Origin of the sequence: Arthrobacter sp. UC242_113 (assembly GCF_044054585.1) — a bacterium.
In the GTDB taxonomy this organism is placed as follows: domain Bacteria; phylum Actinomycetota; class Actinomycetes; order Actinomycetales; family Micrococcaceae; genus Arthrobacter.
In genome coordinates this window covers 3,175,564-3,199,199 of sequence record NZ_CP171968.1, presented here as the reverse complement: position 1 = coordinate 3,199,199, position 23,636 = coordinate 3,175,564, and the positions used below count along the sequence as shown (strand labels likewise).

At 64.9% G+C, this 23,636-nt stretch carries 26 protein-coding genes; 13 read left to right on the top strand and 13 right to left on the bottom strand.

All coding sequences use genetic code 11. The features are described 5' to 3' along the window. Positions 1–161: 161 nt before the first annotated feature. A complete protein-coding gene (locus ACHMXB_RS14635) occupies positions 162–551 on the bottom strand; it encodes an Imm8 family immunity protein (protein WP_395399420.1) in 390 nt (129 codons plus the stop codon). Between the two features lie 576 nt (positions 552–1,127). Here ACHMXB_RS14635 and ACHMXB_RS14630 point away from each other — a divergent pair. From ACHMXB_RS14630 to ACHMXB_RS14620, 3 genes are all read left to right on the top strand, one after another. Further along, complete coding sequence (locus ACHMXB_RS14630; RefSeq protein WP_395399418.1) at positions 1,128–2,198, top strand: IS110 family transposase; 1,071 nt, start codon at positions 1,128–1,130, stop codon at positions 2,196–2,198. Positions 2,199–2,458: 260 nt separating this feature from the next. Continuing rightward, positions 2,459–2,908: a rhodanese-like domain-containing protein gene (locus ACHMXB_RS14625; RefSeq protein WP_395399416.1), complete on the top strand. Its 450-nt coding sequence runs from the start codon at positions 2,459–2,461 to the stop codon at positions 2,906–2,908. Between the two features lie 162 nt (positions 2,909–3,070). Next, complete coding sequence (locus tag ACHMXB_RS14620; RefSeq protein WP_395399414.1) at positions 3,071–3,358, top strand: hypothetical protein; 288 nt, start codon at positions 3,071–3,073, stop codon at positions 3,356–3,358. A gap of 69 nt (positions 3,359–3,427) precedes the next feature. Here ACHMXB_RS14620 and ACHMXB_RS14615 read toward each other — a convergent pair whose 3' ends face one another. Further along, the gene (locus ACHMXB_RS14615; protein ID WP_395399412.1) at positions 3,428–4,096 is read right to left on the bottom strand and encodes a TetR/AcrR family transcriptional regulator; all 669 of its coding nucleotides are present in this window, start codon (positions 4,094–4,096) and stop codon (positions 3,428–3,430) included. A gap of 96 nt (positions 4,097–4,192) precedes the next feature. Here ACHMXB_RS14615 and ACHMXB_RS14610 point away from each other — a divergent pair, with 96 nt between their 5' ends. Further along, positions 4,193–5,206 (top strand): NAD(P)-dependent alcohol dehydrogenase, encoded by a 1,014-nt coding sequence (locus ACHMXB_RS14610; protein ID WP_395399410.1) that lies wholly within the window; start codon positions 4,193–4,195, stop codon positions 5,204–5,206. Positions 5,207–5,245: 39 nt separating this feature from the next. Here the strand turns inward: ACHMXB_RS14610 and ACHMXB_RS14605 are convergent, their stop codons facing one another. Further along, on the bottom strand, positions 5,246–6,379 hold the full coding sequence (locus ACHMXB_RS14605) for a tyramine oxidase subunit B (protein ID WP_395399408.1): 1,134 nt from the start codon (positions 6,377–6,379) through the stop codon (positions 5,246–5,248). A 72-nt stretch (positions 6,380–6,451) separates the two neighbouring features. Then, entirely contained in the window at positions 6,452–7,012 is a 561-nt protein-coding gene (locus ACHMXB_RS14600) for an Lrp/AsnC family transcriptional regulator (RefSeq protein WP_395399406.1), read from the bottom strand. A gap of 69 nt (positions 7,013–7,081) precedes the next feature. Here ACHMXB_RS14600 and ACHMXB_RS14595 point away from each other — a divergent pair, with 69 nt between their 5' ends. Continuing rightward, a complete protein-coding gene (locus tag ACHMXB_RS14595) occupies positions 7,082–8,428 on the top strand; it encodes an MFS transporter (RefSeq protein ID WP_395399404.1) in 1,347 nt (448 codons plus the stop codon). Beyond that, complete coding sequence (locus tag ACHMXB_RS14590) at positions 8,425–9,627, top strand: amidohydrolase (RefSeq protein ID WP_395399402.1); 1,203 nt, start codon at positions 8,425–8,427, stop codon at positions 9,625–9,627. Before ACHMXB_RS14595 ends, ACHMXB_RS14590 begins: the two co-directional genes overlap by 4 nt. Positions 9,628–9,723: 96 nt before the next feature. Here ACHMXB_RS14590 and ACHMXB_RS14585 read toward each other — a convergent pair whose 3' ends face one another. Genes ACHMXB_RS14585 through ACHMXB_RS14555 form a run of 7 tightly spaced genes read right to left on the bottom strand, consistent with a single transcriptional unit; the run spans position 9,724 to position 15,134 of the window. Then, on the bottom strand, positions 9,724–10,791 hold the full coding sequence (locus ACHMXB_RS14585; RefSeq protein ID WP_395399400.1) for an LLM class flavin-dependent oxidoreductase: 1,068 nt from the start codon (positions 10,789–10,791) through the stop codon (positions 9,724–9,726). Beyond that, the gene (locus tag ACHMXB_RS14580) at positions 10,791–11,006 is read right to left on the bottom strand and encodes a 4-oxalocrotonate tautomerase family protein (protein ID WP_395399398.1); all 216 of its coding nucleotides are present in this window, start codon (positions 11,004–11,006) and stop codon (positions 10,791–10,793) included. The genes ACHMXB_RS14585 and ACHMXB_RS14580 overlap by 1 nt, the downstream gene beginning before the upstream one ends. Before the next feature lie 5 nt (positions 11,007–11,011). Further along, positions 11,012–12,499 (bottom strand): aldehyde dehydrogenase, encoded by a 1,488-nt coding sequence (locus tag ACHMXB_RS14575; RefSeq protein WP_395399396.1) that lies wholly within the window; start codon positions 12,497–12,499, stop codon positions 11,012–11,014. After that, on the bottom strand, positions 12,489–13,226 hold the full coding sequence (locus ACHMXB_RS14570; protein WP_395399394.1) for an alpha/beta fold hydrolase: 738 nt from the start codon (positions 13,224–13,226) through the stop codon (positions 12,489–12,491). The genes ACHMXB_RS14575 and ACHMXB_RS14570 overlap by 11 nt, the downstream gene beginning before the upstream one ends. 12 nt (positions 13,227–13,238) lie before the next feature. Continuing rightward, the gene (locus tag ACHMXB_RS14565) at positions 13,239–13,793 is read right to left on the bottom strand and encodes an amino acid synthesis family protein (protein WP_395399392.1); all 555 of its coding nucleotides are present in this window, start codon (positions 13,791–13,793) and stop codon (positions 13,239–13,241) included. Beyond that, complete coding sequence (locus tag ACHMXB_RS14560; protein WP_395399390.1) at positions 13,790–14,401, bottom strand: amino acid synthesis family protein; 612 nt, start codon at positions 14,399–14,401, stop codon at positions 13,790–13,792. Before ACHMXB_RS14560 ends, ACHMXB_RS14565 begins: the two co-directional genes overlap by 4 nt. Positions 14,402–14,453: 52 nt before the next feature. Next, entirely contained in the window at positions 14,454–15,134 is a 681-nt protein-coding gene (locus ACHMXB_RS14555; RefSeq protein ID WP_395399388.1) for a GntR family transcriptional regulator, read from the bottom strand. Between the two features lie 140 nt (positions 15,135–15,274). On the opposite strand from ACHMXB_RS14555, the gene ACHMXB_RS14550 reads away from it, so the two are divergent. The 6 genes from ACHMXB_RS14550 (at position 15,275) to ACHMXB_RS14525 (ending at position 20,660) form a co-directional block, all read left to right on the top strand. Then, on the top strand, positions 15,275–16,213 hold the full coding sequence (locus ACHMXB_RS14550) for a flavin reductase (RefSeq protein WP_395399386.1): 939 nt from the start codon (positions 15,275–15,277) through the stop codon (positions 16,211–16,213). A 102-nt stretch (positions 16,214–16,315) separates the two neighbouring features. Continuing rightward, complete coding sequence (locus tag ACHMXB_RS14545; RefSeq protein WP_395399384.1) at positions 16,316–17,746, top strand: purine-cytosine permease family protein; 1,431 nt, start codon at positions 16,316–16,318, stop codon at positions 17,744–17,746. 11 nt (positions 17,747–17,757) lie between these two features. Beyond that, on the top strand, positions 17,758–18,315 hold the full coding sequence (locus ACHMXB_RS14540) for a cysteine hydrolase family protein (RefSeq protein WP_395399382.1): 558 nt from the start codon (positions 17,758–17,760) through the stop codon (positions 18,313–18,315). Next, entirely contained in the window at positions 18,312–18,752 is a 441-nt protein-coding gene (locus ACHMXB_RS14535; protein WP_395399380.1) for an NUDIX domain-containing protein, read from the top strand. Before ACHMXB_RS14540 ends, ACHMXB_RS14535 begins: the two co-directional genes overlap by 4 nt. Further along, positions 18,749–19,156: a riboflavin kinase gene (locus tag ACHMXB_RS14530; RefSeq protein ID WP_395399378.1), complete on the top strand. Its 408-nt coding sequence runs from the start codon at positions 18,749–18,751 to the stop codon at positions 19,154–19,156. The genes ACHMXB_RS14535 and ACHMXB_RS14530 overlap by 4 nt, the downstream gene beginning before the upstream one ends. A gap of 13 nt (positions 19,157–19,169) precedes the next feature. Further along, a complete protein-coding gene (locus ACHMXB_RS14525) occupies positions 19,170–20,660 on the top strand; it encodes an NAD-dependent succinate-semialdehyde dehydrogenase (RefSeq protein WP_395399376.1) in 1,491 nt (496 codons plus the stop codon). A gap of 83 nt (positions 20,661–20,743) precedes the next feature. Here the strand turns inward: ACHMXB_RS14525 and ACHMXB_RS14520 are convergent, their stop codons facing one another. Together ACHMXB_RS14520 and ACHMXB_RS14515 are read right to left on the bottom strand one after the other, a co-directional pair. Beyond that, positions 20,744–21,430 carry an SCO1664 family protein gene (locus ACHMXB_RS14520; RefSeq protein ID WP_395399374.1) on the bottom strand — a complete coding sequence of 229 codons (687 nt, stop codon included), beginning with the start codon at positions 21,428–21,430 and terminating at the stop codon, positions 20,744–20,746. 39 nt (positions 21,431–21,469) lie between these two features. Further along, positions 21,470–22,135 carry an MSMEG_4193 family putative phosphomutase gene (locus tag ACHMXB_RS14515; protein WP_395399372.1) on the bottom strand — a complete coding sequence of 222 codons (666 nt, stop codon included), beginning with the start codon at positions 22,133–22,135 and terminating at the stop codon, positions 21,470–21,472. Between the two features lie 82 nt (positions 22,136–22,217). On the opposite strand from ACHMXB_RS14515, the gene ACHMXB_RS14510 reads away from it, so the two are divergent. Next, positions 22,218–23,618: a sigma 54-interacting transcriptional regulator gene (locus ACHMXB_RS14510; protein WP_395399370.1), complete on the top strand. Its 1,401-nt coding sequence runs from the start codon at positions 22,218–22,220 to the stop codon at positions 23,616–23,618. Positions 23,619–23,636: the final 18 nt, after the last annotated feature.

Genomic DNA, 23,636 nt, shown 5'->3' with positions numbered 1-23,636 from the left:
CATCTAACGGCCGCCGGGCTCCGGGACTTGCCGAAGGCACCCGCCAAGAAATGACAGACGCGTCGCGCAAGGACCGCGGATCACCAGTCCGACAAAAGTCATTCGCCGGCTTCATAGGCGGCGCGAGTGGCCCTGACATATGGACCCCAATTTACCCTTAATCACGTCATTCTCCCAGGTACATCCCAAGGGTCTGGAGCCCAGTATGTATCCGTCACGGCGAACTCAAACTCCGACCTCCCGAAGCGTGATAGTGCAAGGTCCAACTCCTCCCATGTCTCGGCGGAAACTTGAGCAACGGCGGACCGAAGAAAGGACTCGATATTGCGTCGGTCGAACTTGGCAACGATCACCTGCTCATGTCCGGCCATGCAAGGGTGGAAGTTCATCCGGAGGGTCAATTCCACTATCGTTGTCACGGCTACCTCGTACCGCAGAACAGTAGGCCGCCCCGGCGAGGCCGCGTACATCACTAGGAGAGTCGGAAAATCGGGGACGATGGTGTCATCTTCAATGTCGAGCCACTTGAACTGCCTTACCTCCGCGAACATCCTTCGGATCCCCTTTCCGCATTGCATAAGGTTCTTCCTGAGAGCGTGGTAGAGCTCTCTGGCGCGCGTACCATTTCGTGCGGCGGATGATGCCGCCTTCGGAGCGCCCTTGGCTTCGATTTACGGTTCCTGTAGCCGCGGGACTTTGGTCTGTTCTGAGCTGGCCAACCGTAATGAGGCTGGCCCGACAGGCCGCCAGGCGTCAGCTGCCATCTTCCCTGGGTGGGGTCGGGTATCTCACTTCTACCGGCGGCCCACGTCGAACGCCTGTGAGGATTGGGGTGGCTGGTCTGGGACTGGCTGGCAGAGTAAGTGCAGGCCGTTCCACCCGGCGGTCGTGACTCATCTGAACGCTTGGCCCCCGTCCGAGGGTGTCCTGTTATCGACATGTCCGTCTGCTGGGTGGGCGGCCGGCACCTGCCCGGCCCACCTCGGTGACTTGATCAGAAGATTGTCCGCCTCCGTGCGGGGCGTGGCTCGTCACAGTGCTGTTCCGAAGTGACCTCTACCCGGACTGGTACCGGCCCGTAACGGCTCCGACCATTTCCGCTGAATGAGGAAGGTGCCAGAACCGCTATGACTATCGTTGCGTATACCCACCCGTTTGTCGTGGGTGTCGATACCCATGCCCGGAAGCACGTCTTCGCCATCATCGCCGTGCCCAGCGGGGAACGGATCGATAGCCGGGATTTCCCGGCGACCGGTGCAGGAATCAGTCGCGCTATTGCTTGGGTCGCTCGTCGCACCGAAGCGGATCTGGCGACTCTGTGGGTGATCGAGGGCACCGCTTCCTACGGTGCTGTGCTGGCCGGGGCTGTCGCTGCTGCCGGTTACCAGGTGGCCGAGGCTGCGCGTATGGATGCTTTGCCGCGTCGTGGGGTTGGTAAGTCGGATCCGCTGGACGCGCACCGGATCGCTTCTGCGGTCCTTTCCTTGGAAGAGGATATGTTGCGCCGGCCACGGTTGAACGAAGGGGTCCGCGCAGCGTTGCGTGTCCTGATCAGTGCGCGGCATTCGATGACAACCGACCGGACCAGGACCGTGAACGCGTTAACTGCGCTGCTGCGAATCAATGATTTGGGTTTCGATGCGCGCGAGTCGTTGACCAGAAGCCAGATCCTGGAGGTGTCCCGGTGGCGGGCCCGTGAAGAACCTCTTGCGGTGTCGGTGGCCCGCTCCGAAGCCGTCAGGCTGGCCAAGCGCATCGGCGACCTTGACGCGGAGATCAAGGCAAACGGCTCCCGGATCACCGAACTGGTCGAGGTAAGCGAAGCCGCGCCGCTGCTGCAGGAATCCGGCTTCGGACCTGTCACGGCAGCCATTTGTCTCACCGCCTGGTCGCATCAAGGCCGGGTACGCTCCGAGGCGGCTTTCGCTTCCCTCGCCGGGGTCAACCCCATTCCGGCTTCATCCGGCAATACCGTTCGTCATCGGCTCAACCGCGGAGGTGACAGGACCCTGAATAAAGCCCTTCACATGGTTGCTCTGACCAGGATGGCGTTCCATCCGGAAACCATCGCATATGCAGCAAAACGGCAGGCAGAAGGGCGGACCAAGAAAGAGATCAGACGGTGCGTGAAACGCTACCTCGCCCGGCGGATCTACCGCACACTCAATGCCAACAGCCTCCAGCCATTACTGCGTTGACAACCATAGAAGAGTCGATAACGGAGATCGCGTCAAGTAGTACTCTGCGTATCTCATTGGATGAAGCAATTCGCCCCAATTCTCACTGCCGGTGGAGTCACCAAAGAACCCTAGGTGGGGGCGCCTAATCGAGAGTCTCGATCGCATCTCTCCCATTGACCCGACTCCCTCCATACCCTTGAAATTGACGACCGAAATAGCGCATCATTTCGCTTCATGGTGCAACGACCGACCGATCAACAGGCAAAGCGAGGAATACGGTGAAGCAGTGTCAGTTCTCCGACGACGGCGTCGCGACGTGCCAGCGCAGTTTAGATCCGCGCGATTCCCCAAGGACTCTTACGATCAACCAATTACTACTTGAGAGCCGCGTCGGACTCGAGCGTGTTCACGCTTCGGATCTTGAGCGGGAGATGGCAGCCGGCGCCCTTGTTGTTGACACACGGCCGGTCGATCAGCGAGACCGCGACGGTGATCTTCCGGGAGCGGTCGTCATAGACCGAAACGTTCTCGAGTGGCGGCTGGATCCTTCAAGCCCCCACCGGCTCTCGATCTTTGACGACCCCGCTCGGCGGATCGTGGTCGTATGCAATGAGGGCTACAGCTCCAGCCTTGCTGCACACACCCTGCAACGGCTGGGGCTGACCCGTGCGACCGACCTTATCGGTGGTTTCCAAGCCTGGGCAGCACTGCGCAAGCAGTCCGACTAAACAGCTTGCCTGCGCTAGAGTCATTGGCGATACGGAACAAGGACGCTGGATTTTCCTCGGAGCTGCAGCTTCGCCTTTCGGTTCTTCAGTCTTTGCACGCCCGTTTAGAATGCTCCGGTGAAGCGGACTTGCCACTAGGGTTCCGTGGGAAAGCCTCCTGGCGTGCAGCGTAACAACGATCCCAACCAGCGAACCAGTAACGGAAGCCTCCAGTTCTGGTCCGGATTCTGGACCCTCCTGTTCGGCGTGGGGGCTGCGGTTGGGTACGTGTTTCCTACGGACCGTCATCCAATCGGCATTATCTCAATCCTGTTCTTCGTGGTCGGGTGCGTCATCGGGCTGGGTCTGTACCTCCCCGATCACTTCCATCGCGCTCGCAAGAAGCGTGGCGAGTTTGTGAAGGGCGGCGGTGATCCGACGGGAATTACTCCTTGGATGTTCGCGCGATGAAGGGAGCCTGCCCTCGATGCCGAGAGGATCATGGAGTCTGGCCGACGCGGCGGAGAGGGTTGCAGCGTGCTACCCAGCCTGCTCCGGTTCCAGCGCACTGAGGATCAACTCCAGCCCGTAGGCGAACTCGTTGCCGTAGTCGTAGCCGGGCTGCATGACAACCTGCGTGGCGATCTCGACCATGTGCGGGTATTCCCCGGTGGCGAACCGTTCCATGATGGGACCGGCCACCTCCGCCATCGGCTCGTGCCCTGCTATGGGCAGTGCGGCTTCCTGGAGGGCGAACCCGTAGATGTAGCTGTCCAGTAGCGAGTAGGCCCGGGCGGTCTGTTGCACAGTGAAGCCCGCGGCTCGCAGTGTGCCAAGGGTCGCCTCGTGGTGCCTTAGGGTCGCCGGACCGGGAGCTTTGCGGGACTCCAGCAGCCCGACTGCCCAAGGATGCCGGCGCAGCGCTGCGCGCGCCGAGTGGGCCCGGCGGCGCATCTGGTCCTTCCACTCGCCTCCGGCCTCCGGTGTGTCGATCTCGGTGAAAACGAGATCCACGAGGCCGTCAAGGATCTGGTCCTTGTTAGCCACGTAGTAGTAGAGCGTCATCGGCTTGGTGCCCATCCCCTGGGCGAGCGAACGTATCGACAGGGCAGCAATGCCGTCCCTGTCCGCCAACTCCAAGGCCTTCCGCAGTAGCTTCTCGCGGCTGAGCCCCGGCCGGTCCCTGCCGCCCGCGCCTGCTTCCTTCATTATTTGCTCCTCCCAGCGCTTCCGCTTCCGTACACTGTACGATACCCTTTTCGTACAGCGTACGAAGGATTACCTGCAAGGACAGAAGGGAACGTAATGAAAACGCAGCAGCACCCTCAACGACAGGACGCCGGGACCGTGGGCGACATGCGCGCTATCGTTCGGGAAACATACGGGGGGCCGGAGGTGCTCCGCCTGGATCGGGTGCCCCGCCCGGTTGTCAAGGGAGACGACGTGCTCGTCCGTGTCAGGGCTGCCGGCGTCGATCGCGGAGTTTGGCACCTGATGACCGGCCTGCCTTACCTCGGCCGTCTGGCATTCGGAATCCGGAAACCGAAGGACCCGGTTCTGGGCCTGGATCTCGCGGGAAGCGTAGAAGCCGTAGGTCCCGACGTCACGCGGTTCGCCATCGGCGACGCGGTGTACGGCAGCGGCCGTGGTTCCTATGCGGAATACGCCATTGCGTCCGAGACCAAACTGGCCGCCAAGCCCCAGGGCCTCTCCATCGAGCAGGCCGCGGCGGTGCCGGTCTCCGCGGTCACTGCCCTCCTGGGTCTGCGGGCCGGGAAGATCAGGGAGGGCCAGAAGGTGCTGGTCACCGGCGCCTCCGGTGGCGTCGGCAGCTACGCGGTCCAGCTGGCCAAAGCCTACGGCGCCGAGGTTACCGGAGTCTGCAGTACCGGCAAGGTCGGATTTGTCCGCACCCTCGGCGCCGATCATGTCATCGACTACACCCGTGAGGACTTCGCAGACTCCGGCCCGTACGACCTCATCCTGGACATCGCCGGAAACCCATCAATCTCCCGCCTGCGCCGCGCCCTAACACGTACAGGAACGGCGGTCATCACCGGCGGTGAGGGCGGCGGGAAACTGACCGGAGGCCTGCACCGCCAACTCGGCGCCCTGGCGCTGTCACCGTTCATCAGCCAACGGCTGACCACGTTCCTCGGCCTGGTCCGTGCCGCGGAGCTGCAGGACCTCGCCCCGCTCATCGACGCCGGCAAAATAGCACCAGCCCTCGACCGGACCTTCACGCTGGCTGAGGCTAAAGACGCGATCCGCTTCCTGGAAAACGGCCAGGTGTGCGGCAAGGTAGTGGTCACCATCTAAAACGCAACGTTCATGCCGGAGACGTCCCCGCCCTTTGGGTCAGGCGAGGGCCGGAGTGTCCCAGAGATTCAGGACCGTGCCGACGTTCTTTTCCTCGGCAACTCGGTACAGGTCTGTCGCCCAGGCAACGTCTTCTACGGGCATCCCGCCCACCGAGTAGAGAATGATTTCGTCGTCGTTGCGTCGGCCCGGTAGCTTTCCGGTCGCCACGTCGGCGATCTCTTCGATCTTCGATGCAGGAATTTTGCCGGCCCCAAGCAGCCCGAACCAGTGCGATCCCGGAATGCCCAGAATTTGGTACGCCGTGGATCCATACTCCTCTAGCCACGCCTGGTACAAGCCTTCGGCATCGATCACGAGCCGAGCGTCGCCCTGAAGGAAATCGTCATCGAACCGCGCGGCGGCCGGAAGGAGCAGCAGGGCGCCCGGCTTGATGGCGGATTTCGGGAAGTATGGGAACGCATCGCTGCCCTCTGCGTCGGTGGAAGTCGTCGCCATCACGACGTCGGCGTCAGCGATCGCTTCTTCAATGGTTTCTGCCGAGGTGACGCTGGTCAGCTGCGGGAACTTCGCTTTGGCCCAATCGACGAACGTCTGGGTGCTGCCGGCGCTCCGGCCCTTCACCACGACCGTGTTGATCGACGGGCGCAGGGCCAGGGTGGTCTCGAGAACCGATCGTGCGATGACACCAGGGCCCACCACAGCGGCGACCTTTGCATCTGCCTTCGCGAGGTGCTTGACGCCGACGCCGGGTACAGCGCCTGTGCGGTACGCACTGAGCAAGTTCGCACTCATGATGGCAAGAGGCGCACCGGTGTCCCGATCGTTCAGGACGAATACATGGATTGAACGGGGCAGACCCTTTTGACGGTTCTCCGTGTTGGAGCCGTACCACTTCACACCAGAAGTGCCGAAGCGACCGCCCAAGTAGGCGGGCATGGCCATGAAACGGCGATCTGGTCCGTCCTGGGGCATGCCGTGGAAGTCAGGCTTTTCCGGGAACGTGATCATCGCGCCGTGGGAGTTGCCGTTGTCCCCCGCCATCCGGTAGTCGCCCTCGCGCAGGAGAATGAGGGCCTCCTCCATGACATCGGTACACCGGACGACATCGCCAACTCCAACCTCGACCATGTCGGGCTCGCTGAGGTAACGGAAATTGATTTCGGTGGGCATGGTGCATCCTTCATGACTATTAGTGTGAAACTATGACTACTGTCAGTAAACAGAGCCAGGGTTTCGCGAGTGTCATGCCGAGGTTTCCGGCTTGTAAAATCCCCTTTTCTCCCTCCAGAGCGACAGTGGCACCACGCTGCGGCTGCATCCTGATTCGTCCAGGACGTGGCCCAGGCGCTTAAACGTCCGGACTACCGCTTGGCGGAAGATGACAGTGCTGCCGGGAGCCCGCTCGGCCAGTTCGCGTTCGTAGGCCTGAACTTCCAGGTAATCGCGGACCCACAGGGTGACCAGCAGGTTCTGGGCGCCGAGGACTTGCGCACTCAGCCGGCAGTTGCCCAAAGCGGCGAAGTAGCGTCCGACGTCGTCAACATGTTGTGCCGGCACGTTCAGGACCAGCGTGACTTCCCGGAGCCCCTGCTGGGCGGAAGTGGACGTATCGCACCTAAGCGCTATGTAGCCCGACGCGAGGAACCGTTCCACCCGCCGTCGAGCCGTTTGGGGCGAGACGCCGCAGGCCGCACCTAGCTCTGCCCAGCTGGCACGGCCATCCTTGGTGAGTTCTTCCAGCAACGCAGCGTCAATCCGGTCTGGTGCGTAGGCTGCCTGTTCACGGAGGGGTTCCGCCGACACGAGCCGGGCGCGCGCGGGCTCGCTGCCGCGGGTACAACACGCAGGACGATCGCGGGCATGATCCTGGCAATGGCATTGATTGAGTCGCTCAGCGGGGTCACACAGGGATACCTGAATCCGATCCTGCCGGCGCTCGGGCCGGTTTTCGAGATTGACGACCCCACCATCAACGGCATCTTCCTCATCTCCAGTGTCAGCTTTGCGGTCCTTACCCCGATCATTTCCCGGCTCGGTGACAGCTACGGATACCGCCCGGTGCTGCGCTGGTCCACCGGCGTTGTCGCGGTTGGCGTTCTGCTAATGGCCCTCTGGCCGTCGCTGTGGACGGTAACGCTGGGTGTCGTCATGCTCACGTGCGTGGTGGGCTTCATCCCGCTGATGATGGGAATTCTGCGGGTGAGTAGCCCTCCGCACACCCGCACGGGCGTGAGCGTCATGATTGGCGTGCTGATGATCATGGTGGGAGCAGGCGGCCTTCTTGCCGGAATCGTGGGCGTCACCGACCCGACGCTCGGCTTCTGGGTGGCAGTCCCGTTCGCGGTGGCCGCGGTGGCCTGTTCGTTTGTGCTGCCCGACGCCGGGATCCCGACCCGTGAGGGCATCGCCCTGGCGCCGCTCCTGGCTTGCTCTCTCGGGCTGATTGGTTTTGTGGTGGCGCTCTCGATGGCACCCGAGTGGGGTTGGCTCGACGGCCGGACCCTGGTGGCCGGAACGGTAGGGCTTGCACTGTTGGCCTACTGGGCCATACGCGATTCCGGTGGCACCGAAGGCCGGCGGTTCATGGATCTGCGGATGCTCGCCAACCCGCGCATCCGCACCGTCTCGCTGGCTACCTTCTTCTTCGGCTTCGCTTCCATCAGCTACTTCGGCACCAATGGAATCTTCCTGCATTCCAACCCGGACAAGACCGGTTATGGCTTCGCCCTGGGCCCCCTGATGATCGCGATTGTCCTCGCTCTGGCCTCGGTTCTCTCCCTGTTCTCCTCGCTGCTGACCGCCAGGGCAATGAGGAAGTTCGGCGAACGCGCCACCCTGGTCTTCGCCGGCATCCTGTTGGCGGCCGGCTTCCTGGTGATGGCGGTTGCCCACGGCTCACTTGCGGGCTACGCCGCGGGCTTCGCCATGTTCAACCTGAGCCTGGGCATGTACCAAGCGGGAACCCGCGCGCTGTCCGTTGAGGGCGTCCCGGTGGAGGAAACGTCGACGGCGGCGGGGCTCAACGAGTTGGCCCTGTCCGTAGGTATCGCGGTAGGGGCGGCCGTGGTGAAGCTGATCTCCTCGGCATCTGTGGAATCCGGGCACATTACTGAAGCCGGGCTCTTCTTCATCTGGGGAGCCCTGGCCACCGCAGCCCTAATTGCTGCCGCTGCGGGTGCCCGCTACCCGAAGCGGCAGGCAACGGCGGTGGGGGCATGATGACCGGACCCATCAGCGCGACGCGAGGAACCGCCGTCGAACACGTATCCCAAGGCGACATCCAGGCGGCACTTGCCGCCGCGGTGGAACGGTGGGAGCCGGACGTCCTGGATTTAAGCCATGCCATCCACGCAGACCCTGAGCTTGGCGGGCAGGAATTCCGTGCCGTCAAACGGGTGCGGTGGGTGCTTCGGAAAGCGGGGTTCAGCTTCGATGAGGACCAGCCCGGGCAACCCACGGCATTCAGTGCGCGCTTCGGGACTGGCGACCTTGCGGTGGCTCTCTGTGTTGAATACGACGCACTGCCTGCTATCGGCCATGCCTGCGGGCACAATGTGAACGCGGCCAGCGCGGTTGGGGCAGCGCTGGCTCTGGCGGCGGTGGCCGACGACCTGGGCATCACCGTCAAAGTGCTTGGGACCCCGGCCGAGGAGACCACGGGCGGCAAAGTGGACCTCATCGACGAAGGGTTCTTCGACGACGTGTCCCTGGCCATGATGGCTCACGCCGCGGCAACGGACGTGGTTGGTGGTTCGTCGTTGGCCATGTGCATGTGGAATGTGCTGTTCGAGGGACGTCCCTCCCATGCAGCCGCTGCTCCTTCGCAGGGCATCAACGCCTTGGATGCGCTGGTTGTTGCGCAAACGGCCATCGCCTTGGCCCGGCAGCAGCTGCCCGCTGGTTCGATCGTTTCGCTGATCGTCACCGAAGGCGGCAGCGCCGTGAACGTCATCCCGGACCGGGCTCGGGCGACCATCGAAATGCGGGCCCCGGCATCGAGAGCCTCAGCCGGATCCAGGATAAGGTGCGCCGCTCCCTTGAAGCGGGCGCCCATGCGAGCGGCAGCACGCTGCAGATCACGCCGCACGGCAACGACTACGCCGAACTGCGGCAGGACGCATTCCTTCTCGGAGGCTTATCAGGCAGCCATGACGTCAAGGGGGAGATACGTTGAATTCAGTGCGGAGCCCGTGGCCTCCACAGACATGGGGAACGTTTCGCAGGTAGTGCCAAGCATCCATCCGATGGTCGGCTACGACGTCAGGGGCAGCACGCATCACACCGCAGAATTTGCCGCGTTCGGCGCCTCAACGGGTGCGGACAAGGCAGTTCTGGACGGCTCGTTCGGCCTGGCCGCAGCCGCATGCGCTGCTGCCTTAGACCCGGTGGAGAGGAGGCGGCTGCTCCACCGGGGCTAGCCGCGGTCTCAGGGCTTGAACCGCGAACCACACTTGTGGCCCCAGAGAAGCGTTTCCCAGGGGCCACAGGTGTCCGTTCGCGCTATTAAGTCAGCTCTAGCGTGCCGCAGCTACGGGTTGCTCCTGAAAGGCCGGCATGACCTGTTCGATGAAGAGCTCGAGTGAGCGCTTCTTTTCCTCGTGAGTAAGGCTGTTGTCGGACCAGAGGCTGAACTCGGTGACGCCGAGTGCCTCGTAGTGGCGGAGCCGCTCGATGACCTCCTCGGGGGTCCCGATCATGGCCGTCTGGTGGAGGGACTCCGGGGTGAACTCCGGGCGGTCGGCGAACTTCTCTTCGGGGCTGGGCTCGAGGAAGCCGTCCTTCGGCGTGGTCTTGTTGCCGAACCAGGCATCGAACGTCCGGTAGAACTTGTTGATGCCCTCGGCCGGACGCCGCCATCCGTCGGGCTCATCTGCGGGGTGGACGTGGGTGTGACGGAGCACCATGAGGTCCGGGCGGGGGACGCCGGGGTTGTTCTCGACGGCGGTATCAAACTTGCGTGCCAGGTCCTCGACCTCCTCGTCGCCCTTCATCAGCGGCGTCACCATCACGTTGCAGCCGTTGGCGACGGCGAACTCATGCGAGGAGATGTCGCGGGCGGCGATCCACATGGGCGGCGTCGGCTTCTGCAGCGGCTTCGGGACGCTGGTGGACGTCGGGAACTGCCAGACCTCGCCGTCGTGGGCGTAGTCACCTTCCCAGAGCGCGCGCACGGCCGGCACCATCTCGCGCAGGTGCTTGCCGCCGTCGACAGCGGACATGCCGCCCATCAGGCGGTCGAACTCGAACTGGTAGGCGCCGCGTGCCAGCCCGACTTCCATCCGGCCGTTGCTGATGACGTCCAGGAGCGCCGTCTCGCCGGCCACGCGGAGCGGGTTCCAGAAGGGCGCGATGATGGTGCCGGCACCCAAGCGGATGCGCGATGTGCGCGCCGCCAGGTAGGCGAGCTGCGGCATGGGGCTGGGGGAGATGGTGTACTCCATCGAGTGGTGCTCACCGATCCAGACGGTGCTGAAGCCGCCGGCCTCTGCAATGAGCGCGAGTTCCGTCAGGTTCTCGAAGCACTCGCGGTGTGAGACGGACTCGTCCCAGCGCTCCATGTGGACGAAGAGGGAAAAGCGCATTAGGAACTCCTGATTTCTGCAACTGCCGCGTTGCGTTCGGCGATGGTCTGGTTGCCGCGGGACCAGTGCTCGTGCTCAATCTCGCGGACGATGACGGTGGTATTTTCGGGTGCCGCGCCCACGGCGTTCTCGGCGGCGCGGTGCAGCTCGCCAATGAGCGCGCGGAGCTGCTCGGGGGTCCGGCCCCGGGCGATGGAAACTTCGATAAGAGGCAAGGTGTTCAGCTCCTCATGATGAAGGGGTCGGCGATGGGGGACTCGTCGGTGTTGATCCAGATGCTCTTGAGCCTGGTGTACTCACGGATGCTCTCGATGCCGTGTTCGACGCCGACGCCGCTGGTCTTGAACCCTTCGCGCGGGGACGCCGGGGACATGGCACGGTACGTGTTGACCCAGACTGTTCCCGCCTCCAGCCGGCTGGCCATCCGGTGTGCCCTCGCCAGGTTGGTGGTCCAGACGCCGGCGGCGAGCCCGTAGGTGGTGTCGTTGGCGAGCCGGAGCACCTCTTCCTCGGTTTCGAAGGGCATGATCGCCGCGACCGGTCCAAAGATCTCCTCCCGGACCACGCGCATGGAATTGTCGACGTCGGTCAGTACGGTGGGCTCGAAAAAGTAACCGCCGAGCGGGATATTGGGACGGCCGCCGCCGGTCAGGACGGTGGCACCTTCCGAGACGCCCAGGTCAACGTAGCTGGCCACCTTGTCGCGCTGGTCCTGGAACGCCAGCGGGCCGAGCTCGGTGGCGTCGAGGAGCGGATCGCCGATCACGATGCTTCGGGCTCGGTTGGCGACGCGTTCCAGCAATTCGTCATAGACAGACTTATGGGCGAAGACGCGGCTTCCCGCGATGCAGGTCTGGCCAGCCGCGGCAAAGATGCCGGCCACAACACCCATGGACGCGTTCTTGATGTCAGCGTCTCCGAAGACGATGTTCGGTGACTTGCCGCCCAGCTCCAGGGTGGAGCCGATGAAGCGCGATGCCGTGGACGCCGCGATCCGCGCGCCGGTGTTGGTACTGCCGGTAAACGAGATCTTGGCCAGCCGCGCGTCGTCCACCAGGGCCGCGCCGGCTTCTGCGCCGAAACCGGTGACCACGTTGATCACGCCGGGCGGGAACCCGGCCTCATCGGCCAGCGCAGCCAGCCGCAGCACGGTGGCCGAGGTGTATTCGGAGGGCTTGATGACGATGGTGTTGCCGGCCGCAAGGGCTGGGGCGAGTTTGCTGGTGGTCAGCGTCAGCGGTGAGTTCCATGGCGTGATGGCACCAACCACGCCCAGCGGTTCCCGGAGCGTGTAGTTCAGGATGGCGGGGGTGGAGCCGGGGATGGTGTCGCCCTGGATCTTGTCGGCCAGCCCGGCGTAGTAGTAGTAGTACTCGGGCATGGACGCCAGCTGCGCTCGCATCTCCCGCAGGAGCTTGCCGTTGTCCTGGCTTTCCATCCGGGCAAGCTCATCGGCATGCTCACCAACGAGGTCACCGAGACGGCGGAGCAGGTGCCCGCGCTTGGTCTGGCTGAGGTTCCGCCAGCCGGGATTCTCGAAGGCTGCGGACGCCGCTGAGACGGCCTTTTCGACGTCGGCCGCGTTGCCCCGTGCGGCCTGGTACAGCACGTCAAGGGTCGCCGGGTTGGTGCTGTCGAAGTATTCGCCGGATGACGGCGGAACGAATTCCCCGTTGATGAAGTGCTCGTAGCGGCGATCAGTGGACATGTGAGTGCTCCTTGATGAAAGCGGTAAGCGTGTTGGCGAGCTCTTGGGGACGTTCCACCGGCATCATGTGGCGCGCGCCGCTGATGACGGAGTAGGTGCAGCCGGGGATGGCCGCGGCCAGCCGGGCGCTCATCCCGGGCGTTGACCCCGGGTCCAGCTCGCCGGTCACGGCATGGGAAGGAACGGTGATCAGGGGCAGCTCGGCGGCGATTTCCGCGTCGGCGGTAGCGAACACGCGGTAGCAGGCCAGGAAGGACTTCGGGTCATTCTGCAGCAGGACTTCCCGCGTCGCTTCGACGAGTTCCGCCGGGACGGCGGATCCTTCCGGATACCAGCGGCGGATTGACGCCTCCACTGTTGCCGGGAAATCGGATTCGGCCGAGGCCAGCCGGACCATGACAGCGGCGTGCTCCTCGGAGGTGCGGGCGCACACCGAGGCGACCGACACCAGGCTGGCGACCAGGTCGGGCCTGAACCTGGCCAGGTGCTGGGCCACGAGAGCGCCCAGCGAGAATCCCACCAGGTGCGTATTCGGTTCGAGCTGTTCGGCAACATCCGCCGCGAGCTCGGCAAGCGTCACCCCAACGGGAGCCTGCGGGCGGCGTCCGTGACCCAGGAGTTCAAGGATCTGGACGTCGTATTCCGGCTCAAGGAACTCGCGCAGGGGCCCCCACATCGACCCGTCGAGGCCGACGCCGTGGATGAGAGCTATGCGGTCGCGGCTCACGGCGGCTGGCACCTACTTCGTTTCGGTGGCGAACGCTGCCAGGCGCTGCTGCGGCCGTCCCTGGGCAGCGGCGGCGAGGGCGATCACGATTTCATCGGCGTGCGGTGCGTCGTTGATCCGCACCTCGATGCTCTGGTGGTGGGAGCGGATGGTGGCGTCGGTGATGTGTTTGAGCGGGATGTCGAAGACAACACCGGCCGGGCCGCGCTTTTCCACTGCCGGCAGGAGCGTGGTGGCGTTGGCGGCGTCGCGGAAGTGGTTGCCGAAGGCCAGGGTGTGGATGAGCCCGGAGCCGTGCTCGATCTCGCCGTTCAGTCCCACGATGGCGGCCTTGCCGTACGCCTCTGCCGGGGAGCCGAGGGCTTCGAGGACGCGGGGGGCCAGCAGCGCGCCGATGTCGGAGGCGTGGCCGTCGATGCCGGCGGAGAGGTCCTCGACGAAGCCCTGGCCTGCCCAGGGGTTCTTGACGATGGCGGCGACGACGGCGACCCGTGCGGCGGGGCTGACCTCACGGCCGCCTTCGATGAGGACGTCTTCGGTCAGGGTGACGATCTTACGGATGCTCATGAAACTAGTTCTCCTAGTGTGTCTGCTTTGACGATGGGGTCGGTGAGGCGGTCACCGATGCGGGAATGCGGGCGTGGCCCGGTTGAAGCACCGAGGACGACGACGATCTCACCCGGGCGGGGTGCGTCACCGATGCGTGTGGTGATGGTTTGGTAGTGCGTACGTGTCGCTGCGGCGTTCTTGTGCCAGAGGGGCACCACCAGCGAGGCGCCGGCGTCGGCCCGGTCATCGGCGAAGCAAATGATGGATTCACCTTCGAAGTACTCGCGGACGAGGTTGCCGAAGAACGGTGTGTGGATGAGCGCAGCGCCGTGCTCGATTTCACCGTCGGTGCCCACAATCGCGGCCTTTCCGAAGGCCTGAATTGCGTCCACTCCGCCGAGGTTGGCCGCAAGCACGTCGGTGAGTTTGCGTGCCAGCACCGGGGCAAGCTGGACCACTTCGTCGTTGAGGTCATCGGCTGCGTCGCCGCCCAGCCAGGGGTTGGTGACCACGGCCGCGGCCGTTGCGCGGACTGCCGGAACGGCGGGGGAGGTGCCGTTTTCGAGCAGGATCTCCTCGGCGTAGTACACGATCTTGCGGATGCCGAACCCTTGGTCGCTCATCATTTAGGCCCTTCAATCATGGAGAAGCGCATGGCTTCCTTTCGTGGTGGTCGGTTCAGCTCCGGCGGTCTTGCGCCGGATCGGTCAGAGCCTCCCGCGATGAGGCGTGAACGTGGTTTCTCATGGCGGATTCGGCCCCGAAGGGGTCTTTATGCTCGATCATGTCCAGGACGGCGCGGTGTTCCCGGGTGGAGGCTTCGAGCCTGCCCGGATGCTCAACCGTGCGCAGGACCAGCCGCTGGTAGGCGAGCTGGTTCATGAGCCGCTCGTAGTGCTCAACAAGCTTGCGGTTGTCCGAGCCGCGAACGATCGTCCAGTGGAACTCATGCACCAGCCGGGCATAGGCGTCGGTGTCATGGGTGAGCGAAGCCATTTCGGACTCCTCGAGGTTCCGCCGCAGGACGGCCAGTTCCTGGACGTCCCCGCGGCGGGCGAGCAGGGATGCCGCGAGACCCTCGAGGGACTCCTTGAGCTGGAAGAGCTCGATGATCTCCCTGCGTGTGGGCTCCCGCACGAAGGTGCCGACCTTCGGGCGGATCTCCACCAGGCCCTCGTGCTGAAGCTGCTTAAGTGCTTCACGGATCGGGGTCCGGCTCACGTCGAACTCCTGGGCGAGGAACGCTTCGGGGACCACTGCGCCCGGGGGGAAGTCGCCTCCCAGGACGAGGCGGCGGATGCGATCCAGGAGCCCGTCCCGGTCAGCTGCTTCCCTGACTACTTCGAGATCATCTTGCATACATGAAAGCTTATGTTGCATGCATCAGAAGCGTCAACAGGTTTCGACACTCTTTCCGAAAACCGTTAGAATTCCGGGAAGTTCAAGGAATTCCCCGTTCCTCTTGACCGAACCTTGTGAGCTGGATTACCGTCATTGGTATGCAACAGACCTTGGAACCGCTCATCACATCGGCTTGGCTCGCGGCCTGGGACAAGGGAGACCTTGATGCCCTCGATGGCCTCGTAGCCGCCGGCTACACGCGTACCAGCAAGGCGACGGGTGCAACCGTCGACCTCGCTGGCCTCAAGTCAGAGATCGCCGCGGTCCGGGAAGCATTCCCCGACCTGCGCACCACGGTCGATGACGTCGTCGAAGGGGACGGCACCGTCGCCGTCTTCTGGACCTCCACCGGCACGCACACCCATGAATACCTCGGAGTTCCCGCGACGGGACTCACCGTCCAGACCCGGGGTTCGAACATCCTGGTCCTCGAGGACGGCAGGATTGCCAGGGAATCAGTGACCTGGGACGGGAGCGAACTGCTCGCCGGCCTCGGCATCCGGCCCCTGCGCGGCATCGCCGCACCCGCCGTTTCCGACGGCGACGACTTCCCTGAGCTCGACCCGGACCTGATGAAGGCCTTCAACCGGCAGTTCATCACCGGAGTTACCGTCGTGACCACCAAGGAAGGCGAAACCCCCAAGGGGCTGGCAGCCAACTCCTACTGCTCGGTCTCGCTCGAACCGCCGCTGGTGCTGGTGTGCGTCCAGAAGACGTCCAGCACCTACTCCGCGCTCTTCTCCTCGAGCCACCTCGGCATCAACATCCTGGGGACCGAGCAGCTGGACACAGTGAAGGTATTCGCCTCGAAGGCGCCGGACAAGTTCGCCGATCTCGACTGGCATGAAGGGCCCGAGGGAAGCCCCCTCCTGGACGGCTCGGCAGCTTCCCTCGAGGCCGAAATCCAGGAACGCTTTCAAGCCAAGACCCACACGGTCTTCATCTGCCGCGTCCGCCACGCGGAAACCAGCACCACCGCACCGATGGTCTACAAGGCCGGACGGTTCTTCGACGGCGCTGAACTCGCCGAACTCTAAAGTTCCGGCGCGGCTGACCACCCTCGGACAGGAAACCAGCCGCGCCGACCCAATCTGCTCTCAAGCAGCGCACCTAGGTGCGCATCCCACATTAGGACAAAAATGAGCCCAGACACCATGAGCGCCGCCGAAAACAGCGTCGCCGAAGACCGCGGCTACCGCGACAGCCTCACCAAAATCGAGCCCTACGGCATCGAGCACATCCCCGACGTCGAACGCCACGGGAAGCCCCGCTCCCAGTTCTTCCTCTGGTTCGCCGCGGGAATGAACTTTCCCATCGTCGTCCTCGGCTTCAGCGCCACCTACTTCGGCCTTCCCTTCTGGGCTGCCGTCCTGGCCATCGTCCTCGCCGGTGTGACCTCCTCGGCGGGCATGGGATACCTGTCGGCCATGGGAGTCCGGCTGGGCGTACCTCAGCAGATGCAGGGCCGGGGACCGCTCGGTTTCATCGGCAACCTGTTCCCGGTGGCCTACGTGAACGTGTTCGCCGGCATCGGCTGGGCAGCTGTGACCGTCATCCTCGGCGGCCAGGCCATCGCGCTGCTCACCGATATCCCGTTCTGGGTCTCGTCCCTGATCCTCATGGTCATCCAGCTGGGCGTGGCAGTCATCGGCTACAACCTGATCCACTTCCTGCAGCGCATCCTGTCGTTCGTTTTGGTGATCGGCTTCGTCTTCATCACCATCGTGGCAGCGGCCAACGGCAAAGTCGTCAACACCCCCAATGAATCCGCCCCGGGCTTCGACGGCATCGGCGGATGGATCATCTTCTTCGGCTGGTTCTTCTCCTTCATCGTGGCCTGGATGCCGTTCGCGTCCGACTACTCCCGTTACCTGCCCAACACCCCCGGCAACCGCCGCGGAGCCGGCTGGGCCACCATGTCCGGCAACTTCGTCACCCTTGTCTGGATGGGCATCCTGGGCACCCTCCTCGGATCGACCACCACCGCGTCCGACAGCATCGGTGCGCTCAAGGAGCTCATGGGCCCCTGGGCCGCCGTCGGCCTCGGCGTCGTCGCCCTGTCCTCCTTCACGCAGAACTTCCTGAACGTCTACGGCGGAGCCATCTCCATCCAGACCATGGGCGTGCCCGTCAAGCGCCACACCGCCGTCGTGTTCATCTGCGTGGCCTCCTACTTCGTGGCTTTGTGGGGCCAGACCGGCTTCAACAGCGGCTTCACCGCCTTCCTCAACCTGACCGCCTACTGCATCGCCCCGTACGTCGCCGTCCTGGTGTGCGACTACCTCTTCGGCGGCCGGCGCACCGAGCGTGGCCTGCGCGAACTGTTCGACAAGGGCCGGAAATTCGAATGGGGCTTTGTGGCCTGGGCTGCCGGCGTCGCACTCTCCTCCCCGTTCTGGATGTCCTCGATCTACACCGGCCCCATTGCTGCGGCCTTCCCGCAGATCGGTGACCTCTCCTACTACGTGGGTGCCGCCGTCGCAGCGGGCGTCTACTTCGCCACGCACCGGCGCCAGCGCCTCTCCGGACAGGAAATGCTCGACCGCAGCCCCGCTGCCCAGACCCTGTGAAAACAGGCCCTGTGAAACAGGCCGGTTCCCGGCCGGACGGGGCCACGCTCGTGGTGATCGACATGCAGCGCGCGTTCCGCGACGAGGGCCAGTGGCAGGCGCCGCGGTACCAGGAAATCGTGCCGGTGATCAGCCGGCTGCAGCAGGAGTTCAACTCCGTTAGCGTGTTCACCCGGTTCGTCCGGGACGAAGCGGAAACGGGAGCCTGGGCGGCCTACTACCGGCGCTGGGACGGGATGCGGTTCCCGTCCGGCTCCGTGGCCTGGGACATCACTCTGGATGTCCCGGGCGGGGCTGCCGTGTTGGATGCCCCGACATTCTCCAAGTGGGGACCGGAGCTGGCGGCGCTGGTGCCGGAAGGCGCGGAGATGGTGCTCACCGGCGTGGCCACGGACTGCTGTGTCCTGTCCACTGCCCTCGGCGCCATCGACGCCGGCCGCTTCGTTACCGTCGTCTCCGATGCCTGCGCCGCGGTCAGCGACGAAGCCCAGCAGCAGACCCTGGCCCTCCTGAAACTGCTCTCGCCCATGTGCGAGGTGGTCACCAGCCAGGAACTCCTCGCCCGATGAGCACGAGAGTCAGCCCGCCCCGTGCCGTGGTGGCTGTAGTGGTTGAGTGGCGCGGGCGGGTTGCGCTCTTCAAGCGGAGCCAGTCCGTCGGACACGAGCGCGGCCTTTGGCACTGCATCACCGGGTACCTCGAGCCGGGCGTCTCACCCCGGCAGCAGGCATTGGTTGAGCTTGAGGAAGAGGCGGGGCTGACGCCCCAGGAACTGGCCGGCTTTGAGTCCGGGGAGCCGCTGTTGATTTCCGACGACGGCGGCAACCCCTGGCTGGTGCACACGTTCACCGCTGTCAGCACACGGCGCCGGCTGGTGATTAACGATGAGCACGACGCGTACCGCTGGACCGCTCCCTCCAAGATCAGCCGGTTCTCCAACCGGGTTCCCTGGCTGGACGCAGTCCTCCAGGGCGTCATGCCAAACACGGACAGGAAGGCAGCATGATTGTCATCGAAGGCATCGTCGAACACGGCGACCAGCGGGGCCGGCTCCTTGGTTTTCCCACCGCCAACATCCCGCTCACCGATGAGGGGATCGAGGACGGTGTCTGGGGAGCGCTCGTAAAGGTAGAACCGCAGAGGTGGGCCGTGGCAGCAGTGTCTGTCGGCCGCCGTCGGACGTTCTACGCCGCGAAGGGGCAGCGGCTCCTGGAAGCGCACCTCCTCGACTTCGATGAAGACCTCTATGGACGGACAGTCAGCGTCGAGCTGGACGTCAAACTCCGGCCCCAGCGGGCCTTTCCGGACATCCAGTCCATGTCCGAACAACTTCACCGGGACGTCGAACAGGCCCGCGAATGGGGTGCCGCCCAGTACCCCGCGCTCGTTCTTCCCATGAGCTATGCATAGTAAGGAGCCCGATGTGGCTGAAGGAAACATTTTGACCACCGAACGCGAGACCGGACTGCTGGCGTCAGTGCCCACTGGGCTGCTGATCAACGGCGAATGGCGGAACGCTTCCGGCGGAGGCACGTTCGACGTCGAGGACCCGGCAACCGGCAAGGTCCTGGCCACGCTGGCCTCGGCCACCAGCGAGGATGCCCTCGCCGCGCTCGACGCAGCCGACGCCGTCCAGGCGGCCTGGGCGCGGACCGCTCCGCGTGAACGGGCCGAGATCCTGCGCCGGGCCTTCGATCTGGTGACCGAACGCGCCGAGGACTTTGCCCTGCTGATGACCCTCGAGATGGGCAAGCCGCTGGCCGAAGCGCGGGGCGAGGTGGCCTATGCTGCCGAGTTCCTGCGCTGGTTCTCGGAAGAGGCGGTGCGTGATTACGGCCGGTACCTGACCACCCCCGAGGGCAAGAACAAGATCCTGGTGCAGCACAAGCCGGTGGGGCCGTGCCTGCTGATCACGCCGTGGAACTTCCCCCTGGCGATGGCCACCCGCAAGGTTGCCCCTGCCGTGGCGGCCGGATGCACCATGGTGCTCAAGCCAGCCAAGCTCACGCCGCTAACCTCGCAGCTTTTCGCGCAGGTGATGATGGAAGCGGGCCTGCCGGCCGGGGTGCTGAACGTCGTCTCGTCGTCGTCGGCTTCATCCATATCCGGGCCGCTGCTGAAGGATGCCCGGCTGCGGAAGATTTCGTTCACGGGCTCGACGCCGGTGGGCAAGCAGCTGATCGCCGAGGCGTCCCAGAACGTGCTGCGCACCTCGATGGAGCTCGGCGGCAACGCGCCGTTCATCGTGTTTGAGGACGCCGACCTGGACAAGGCAGTGCAGGGCGCGATGGCGGCAAAGATGCGGAACATGGGGGAGGCGTGCACCGCGGCGAACCGGTTCCTTGTGCACGAGTCGGTGGCGCGGGAGTTCACGGCCAAGTTCGCCGAGGCCATGAAGGCTCTCCGCCCCGGCCGCGGCACCGAGGATGGCGTGACAGTGGGTCCCCTGATCGACGGCGGCGCCCGCAAGGATGTGCACGCCCTGGTGGAGGACGCCGTGACGGCCGGTGCAACGGTGGTTACCGGCGGCGCGCCCGTGGATGGGCCCGGCTACTTCTACCAGCCCACGGTCCTGGCAGGAGTCTCCAACAGCGCGGAGATCCTGCGCACCGAGATCTTCGGTCCGGTGGCCCCGATCACCACCTTCAGCACCGAGGAGCAGGCCATCGCCATGGCCAACGCCACCGAGTACGGCCTTGCCGCCTACCTCTACTCGTCTGACTTAAACCGCCTTCTGCGCGTGTCCGAGCAGATTGAGTTCGGCATGGTGGGCTTCAACGCCGGCGTCATTTCCAACGCCGCGGCACCCTTCGGCGGGGTCAAGCAGTCCGGCCTGGGGCGTGAAGGCGGCTCTGAAGGCATCGCCGAATACACCACCACCCAGTACATCGGCATCGCTGACCCCTACGCGTAAGTCAGTTCAGCGCGAACTGGCAGATAATGCCCTCAAAAAGGCAAAAACAGGGCATTACCTGCCAGTTCGCGCTGAGAACTCAGCTACACCAACGGCCACGGGTACCGCATGCCGGTGTGGTCCACCGGCAGCACGGGTTCGTGCAGCAGGCGCCGCACACGGCGTTGCAGGGCGGTGACCTCGGAACCATCGAGGAGTTCCGCCACGTCGTCGGGCACGGCATCGGCGAGCGGAGCGATGTCCTCGAGCAGGGCCTCCGGGATGGGGTCGCCCCCGAAGTCCCAGATCACGGTGCGCAGTTTGAAGATTGCCGAGAAACACAGCCCGTGGTCGATGCCCCACACCCGGCCGTCGTCGCCGCGCAACACGTGCCCGCTCTTGCGGTCCGTGTTGTTGGCGACGTAGTCGAACAGGGCGATCCGTGCCAGGTCGGGGTGCGTCTCCGGGACGTCGGCGTACAGGGTGAAGTAATGCTCGCCGAAGTCGCAGTCGATGAACCACTGCAGCGACCCGATCCCCAGGGGTGCCTCCTCGCGGATCACGGTCGTTGGCACGAATCCCCACCCGAGGGACTCGCTGAGCAGGTACGCTGCGCGTTCCCGCCGGTACAGCCCGGGCTCGAAATCGGACAGCGGCCTTTCTCCTGCCTCCGGCTTGTAGACCGCAAAGCCGGTGTCGTCTCCGGACGAAATCTCTACGAGGAACGTCTCGTTGCTGCTGCGCGGGATGCGTCCCAGCAGCTCGACCCGGCCCTCGGCAAGAAGCGTCATCTCGCGTCCGCATACAGCCATGTCACGGCACCATGACGTTCACGCCCGCAGCCCGCTCAGCGGTTCCGACGTCGAATTCACCATGTGCACGGCAGGTTCCTGACCGTCCGAGTATGAAATGGCCGAGACCGACCCCGGGCTGATGACAATCCGCTGGAAGTGGTCAAGATCCGTGCCCAGGGCGTGGGCCACTGCCGCCTTGATCGGGTCGGCGTGGGAAAAGCAGACGACGACGCCGCCGGCGTGCGCTGTCCCCAGCCCCTCGAGCGCCCCGACGATCCGCGCCTGCATCTCCGTGAAGCTCTCGCCGTCGGGGAAGCGGAAGGCCGAGGGGTTGTGCTGTACCGTCTGCCATTCCGGCAGACCGGACAGTTCGGCGAGGGCGACGCCGGTCCACTCACCGAAGTCGCATTCGAGCAGGCCGGGCTCCTCGCGCACCGCCAGTCCGACAGCGGCCGCCGTGGGCTCCGCCGTCTCACAGGTGCGCTCCAGCGGCGAGGAGTAGACGGCGTCGACCTTAAGGCCCGCGAGCCGCTCCGCGACCCGCGCGGCCTGGGCCCGGCCACGCTCCGAAAGATGCAGTCCCGGCGCCCGCCCGGGCAGCACCATGCCCGTTGTGGGCGTCTCCCCGTGGCGCACCAGAAGGAGAAGCGTGCTCTCGGGTTTCGACGGCGGTGATGGTGCCGACGGTGATTCTGCAGTCATCAGGACTAAGCGTAGCGTTCGGGACCCTAGGAATCGGAGGAATCCCTCGATTCCCCGCAGGGTCGAGGACTACGGTAGAGGGGTGAGTGATCGTCCAGATATCTTCACCGTTGGCGAACTGCGTGCATCCGGCCACGTCCACAAGGACCTGCGCCACGAAATCCGCGACAACCTGATCGCCGCGCTCGCGGCGGGACGCGATCCGTGGCCCGGGCTGTACGGGTTCAGCCGGACCGTCCTTCCCCAGCTCGAGCGCGCCCTGATCGCCGGCCACGACGTCGTCCTCCTCGGCGAACGCGGGCAGGGCAAGACCCGGCTGCTCCGCACCCTTGCCGGGCTGCTGGACGAGTGGTCGCCGGTGGTCGAGGACTCGGAACTCAACGAACATCCGTACGATCCCATCACCGAGCAGTCCCGCGCCCGTGCCCTCACCGAAGGGGACCGGATGCGGGTAGCCTGGCGCCACCGCTCGGAGCGCTACGTCGAAAAGCTCGCGACGCCGGACACCTCCGTTGCCGACCTCATCGGCGACGTCGACCCGATGCGCGTGGCCGAGGGCCGCCGGCTCGGGGACCCCGAAACCATCCACTACGGACTGGTCCCGCGCTCCAACCGCGGCATCATCGCCATCAACGAGCTGCCCGACCTCGCCGAGCGGATTCAGGTGTCCATGCTCAACGTGATGGAGGAACGCGACATCCAGATCCGCGGCTACGTGCTGCGGCTTCCGCTGGACGTGCTGGTGGTCGCGTCCGCCAACCCCGAGGACTACACCAACCGCGGCCGGATCATCACGCCCCTGAAGGACCGCTTCGGCGCCGAGATCCGCACGCACTACCCGATCGAGCTGGACGACGAGGTTTCCGTCATCCGGCAGGAGGGGAAGCTGGTGGCCGACGTCCCGCCCATCATCCTCGAGATCCTGGCCCGCTACACCCGGGCGCTGCGGCAGTCCCCGGCCATCAACCAGACCTCCGGCGTTTCCGCCCGCTTTGGCATCGCGGGCGCCGAAACCGTCGCGGCGGCGGCCCTGCGCCGGGCCAGCGTGCGCGGGGAGGACCAGGCGGTCGCCCGGATCATCGACCTGGAGACCGCCGTCGAGGTCCTCACGGGCAAGATCGAGTTTGAGTCGGGCGAGGAAGGGCGTGAACAGGGCATCCTCGACCACCTGCTGCGCACGGCCACGGCCGAAGCCGTGCGGGCGCATTTCAAGGGCATTGAGATGGGGCCGCTTGTGGCCGCGCTCGACGGCCACACTACCGTGACCACCGGGGACCAGGTCACGGCACGGGAGTTCCTGCAGAACCTCCCGTCCCTCAACGGATCCGGAAACGGATCAAGTCTCTACGACAAAATCAGTGAGCGCCTGGGCGCGAAAAACGACGGACAGCGCGCCGCCGCCGTCGAACTCGCGCTGGAAGGCCTGTACCTCGCCCGCCGGATCTCCAAGGAGTCCGACGACGAGGCAACGGTCTACGGCTAAGTCCAGTTTCTGCCGGGT

Coding starts and splice junctions, on each gene's coding strand:
- ACHMXB_RS14605 (WP_395399408.1), bottom strand. CDS start 6,379: ATGCCCACCGAAATCAATTTCCGTTACCTCAGCGAGCCCGACATGGTC.
- ACHMXB_RS14575 (WP_395399396.1), bottom strand. CDS start 12,499: ATGTCCACTGATCGCCGCTACGAGCACTTCATCAACGGGGAATTCGTT.
- ACHMXB_RS14515 (WP_395399372.1), bottom strand. CDS start 22,135: ATGACTGCAGAATCACCGTCGGCACCATCACCGCCGTCGAAACCCGAG.
- ACHMXB_RS14630 (WP_395399418.1), top strand. CDS start 1,128: ATGACTATCGTTGCGTATACCCACCCGTTTGTCGTGGGTGTCGATACC.
- ACHMXB_RS14585 (WP_395399400.1), bottom strand. CDS start 10,791: ATGCGCTTTTCCCTCTTCGTCCACATGGAGCGCTGGGACGAGTCCGTC.
- ACHMXB_RS14635 (WP_395399420.1), bottom strand. CDS start 551: ATGTTCGCGGAGGTAAGGCAGTTCAAGTGGCTCGACATTGAAGATGAC.
- ACHMXB_RS14530 (WP_395399378.1), top strand. CDS start 18,749: ATGATTGTCATCGAAGGCATCGTCGAACACGGCGACCAGCGGGGCCGG.
- ACHMXB_RS14610 (WP_395399410.1), top strand. CDS start 4,193: ATGAAAACGCAGCAGCACCCTCAACGACAGGACGCCGGGACCGTGGGC.
- ACHMXB_RS14565 (WP_395399392.1), bottom strand. CDS start 13,793: ATGAGCATCCGTAAGATCGTCACCCTGACCGAAGACGTCCTCATCGAA.
- ACHMXB_RS14560 (WP_395399390.1), bottom strand. CDS start 14,401: ATGATGAGCGACCAAGGGTTCGGCATCCGCAAGATCGTGTACTACGCC.
- ACHMXB_RS14535 (WP_395399380.1), top strand. CDS start 18,312: ATGAGCACGAGAGTCAGCCCGCCCCGTGCCGTGGTGGCTGTAGTGGTT.
- ACHMXB_RS14520 (WP_395399374.1), bottom strand. CDS start 21,430: ATGACGCTTCTTGCCGAGGGCCGGGTCGAGCTGCTGGGACGCATCCCG.
- ACHMXB_RS14615 (WP_395399412.1), bottom strand. CDS start 4,096: ATGAAGGAAGCAGGCGCGGGCGGCAGGGACCGGCCGGGGCTCAGCCGC.
- ACHMXB_RS14550 (WP_395399386.1), top strand. CDS start 15,275: ATGCAACAGACCTTGGAACCGCTCATCACATCGGCTTGGCTCGCGGCC.
- ACHMXB_RS14555 (WP_395399388.1), bottom strand. CDS start 15,134: ATGCAAGATGATCTCGAAGTAGTCAGGGAAGCAGCTGACCGGGACGGG.
- ACHMXB_RS14545 (WP_395399384.1), top strand. CDS start 16,316: ATGAGCCCAGACACCATGAGCGCCGCCGAAAACAGCGTCGCCGAAGAC.
- ACHMXB_RS14595 (WP_395399404.1), top strand. CDS start 7,082: ATGGCATTGATTGAGTCGCTCAGCGGGGTCACACAGGGATACCTGAAT.
- ACHMXB_RS14590 (WP_395399402.1), top strand. CDS start 8,425: ATGATGACCGGACCCATCAGCGCGACGCGAGGAACCGCCGTCGAACAC.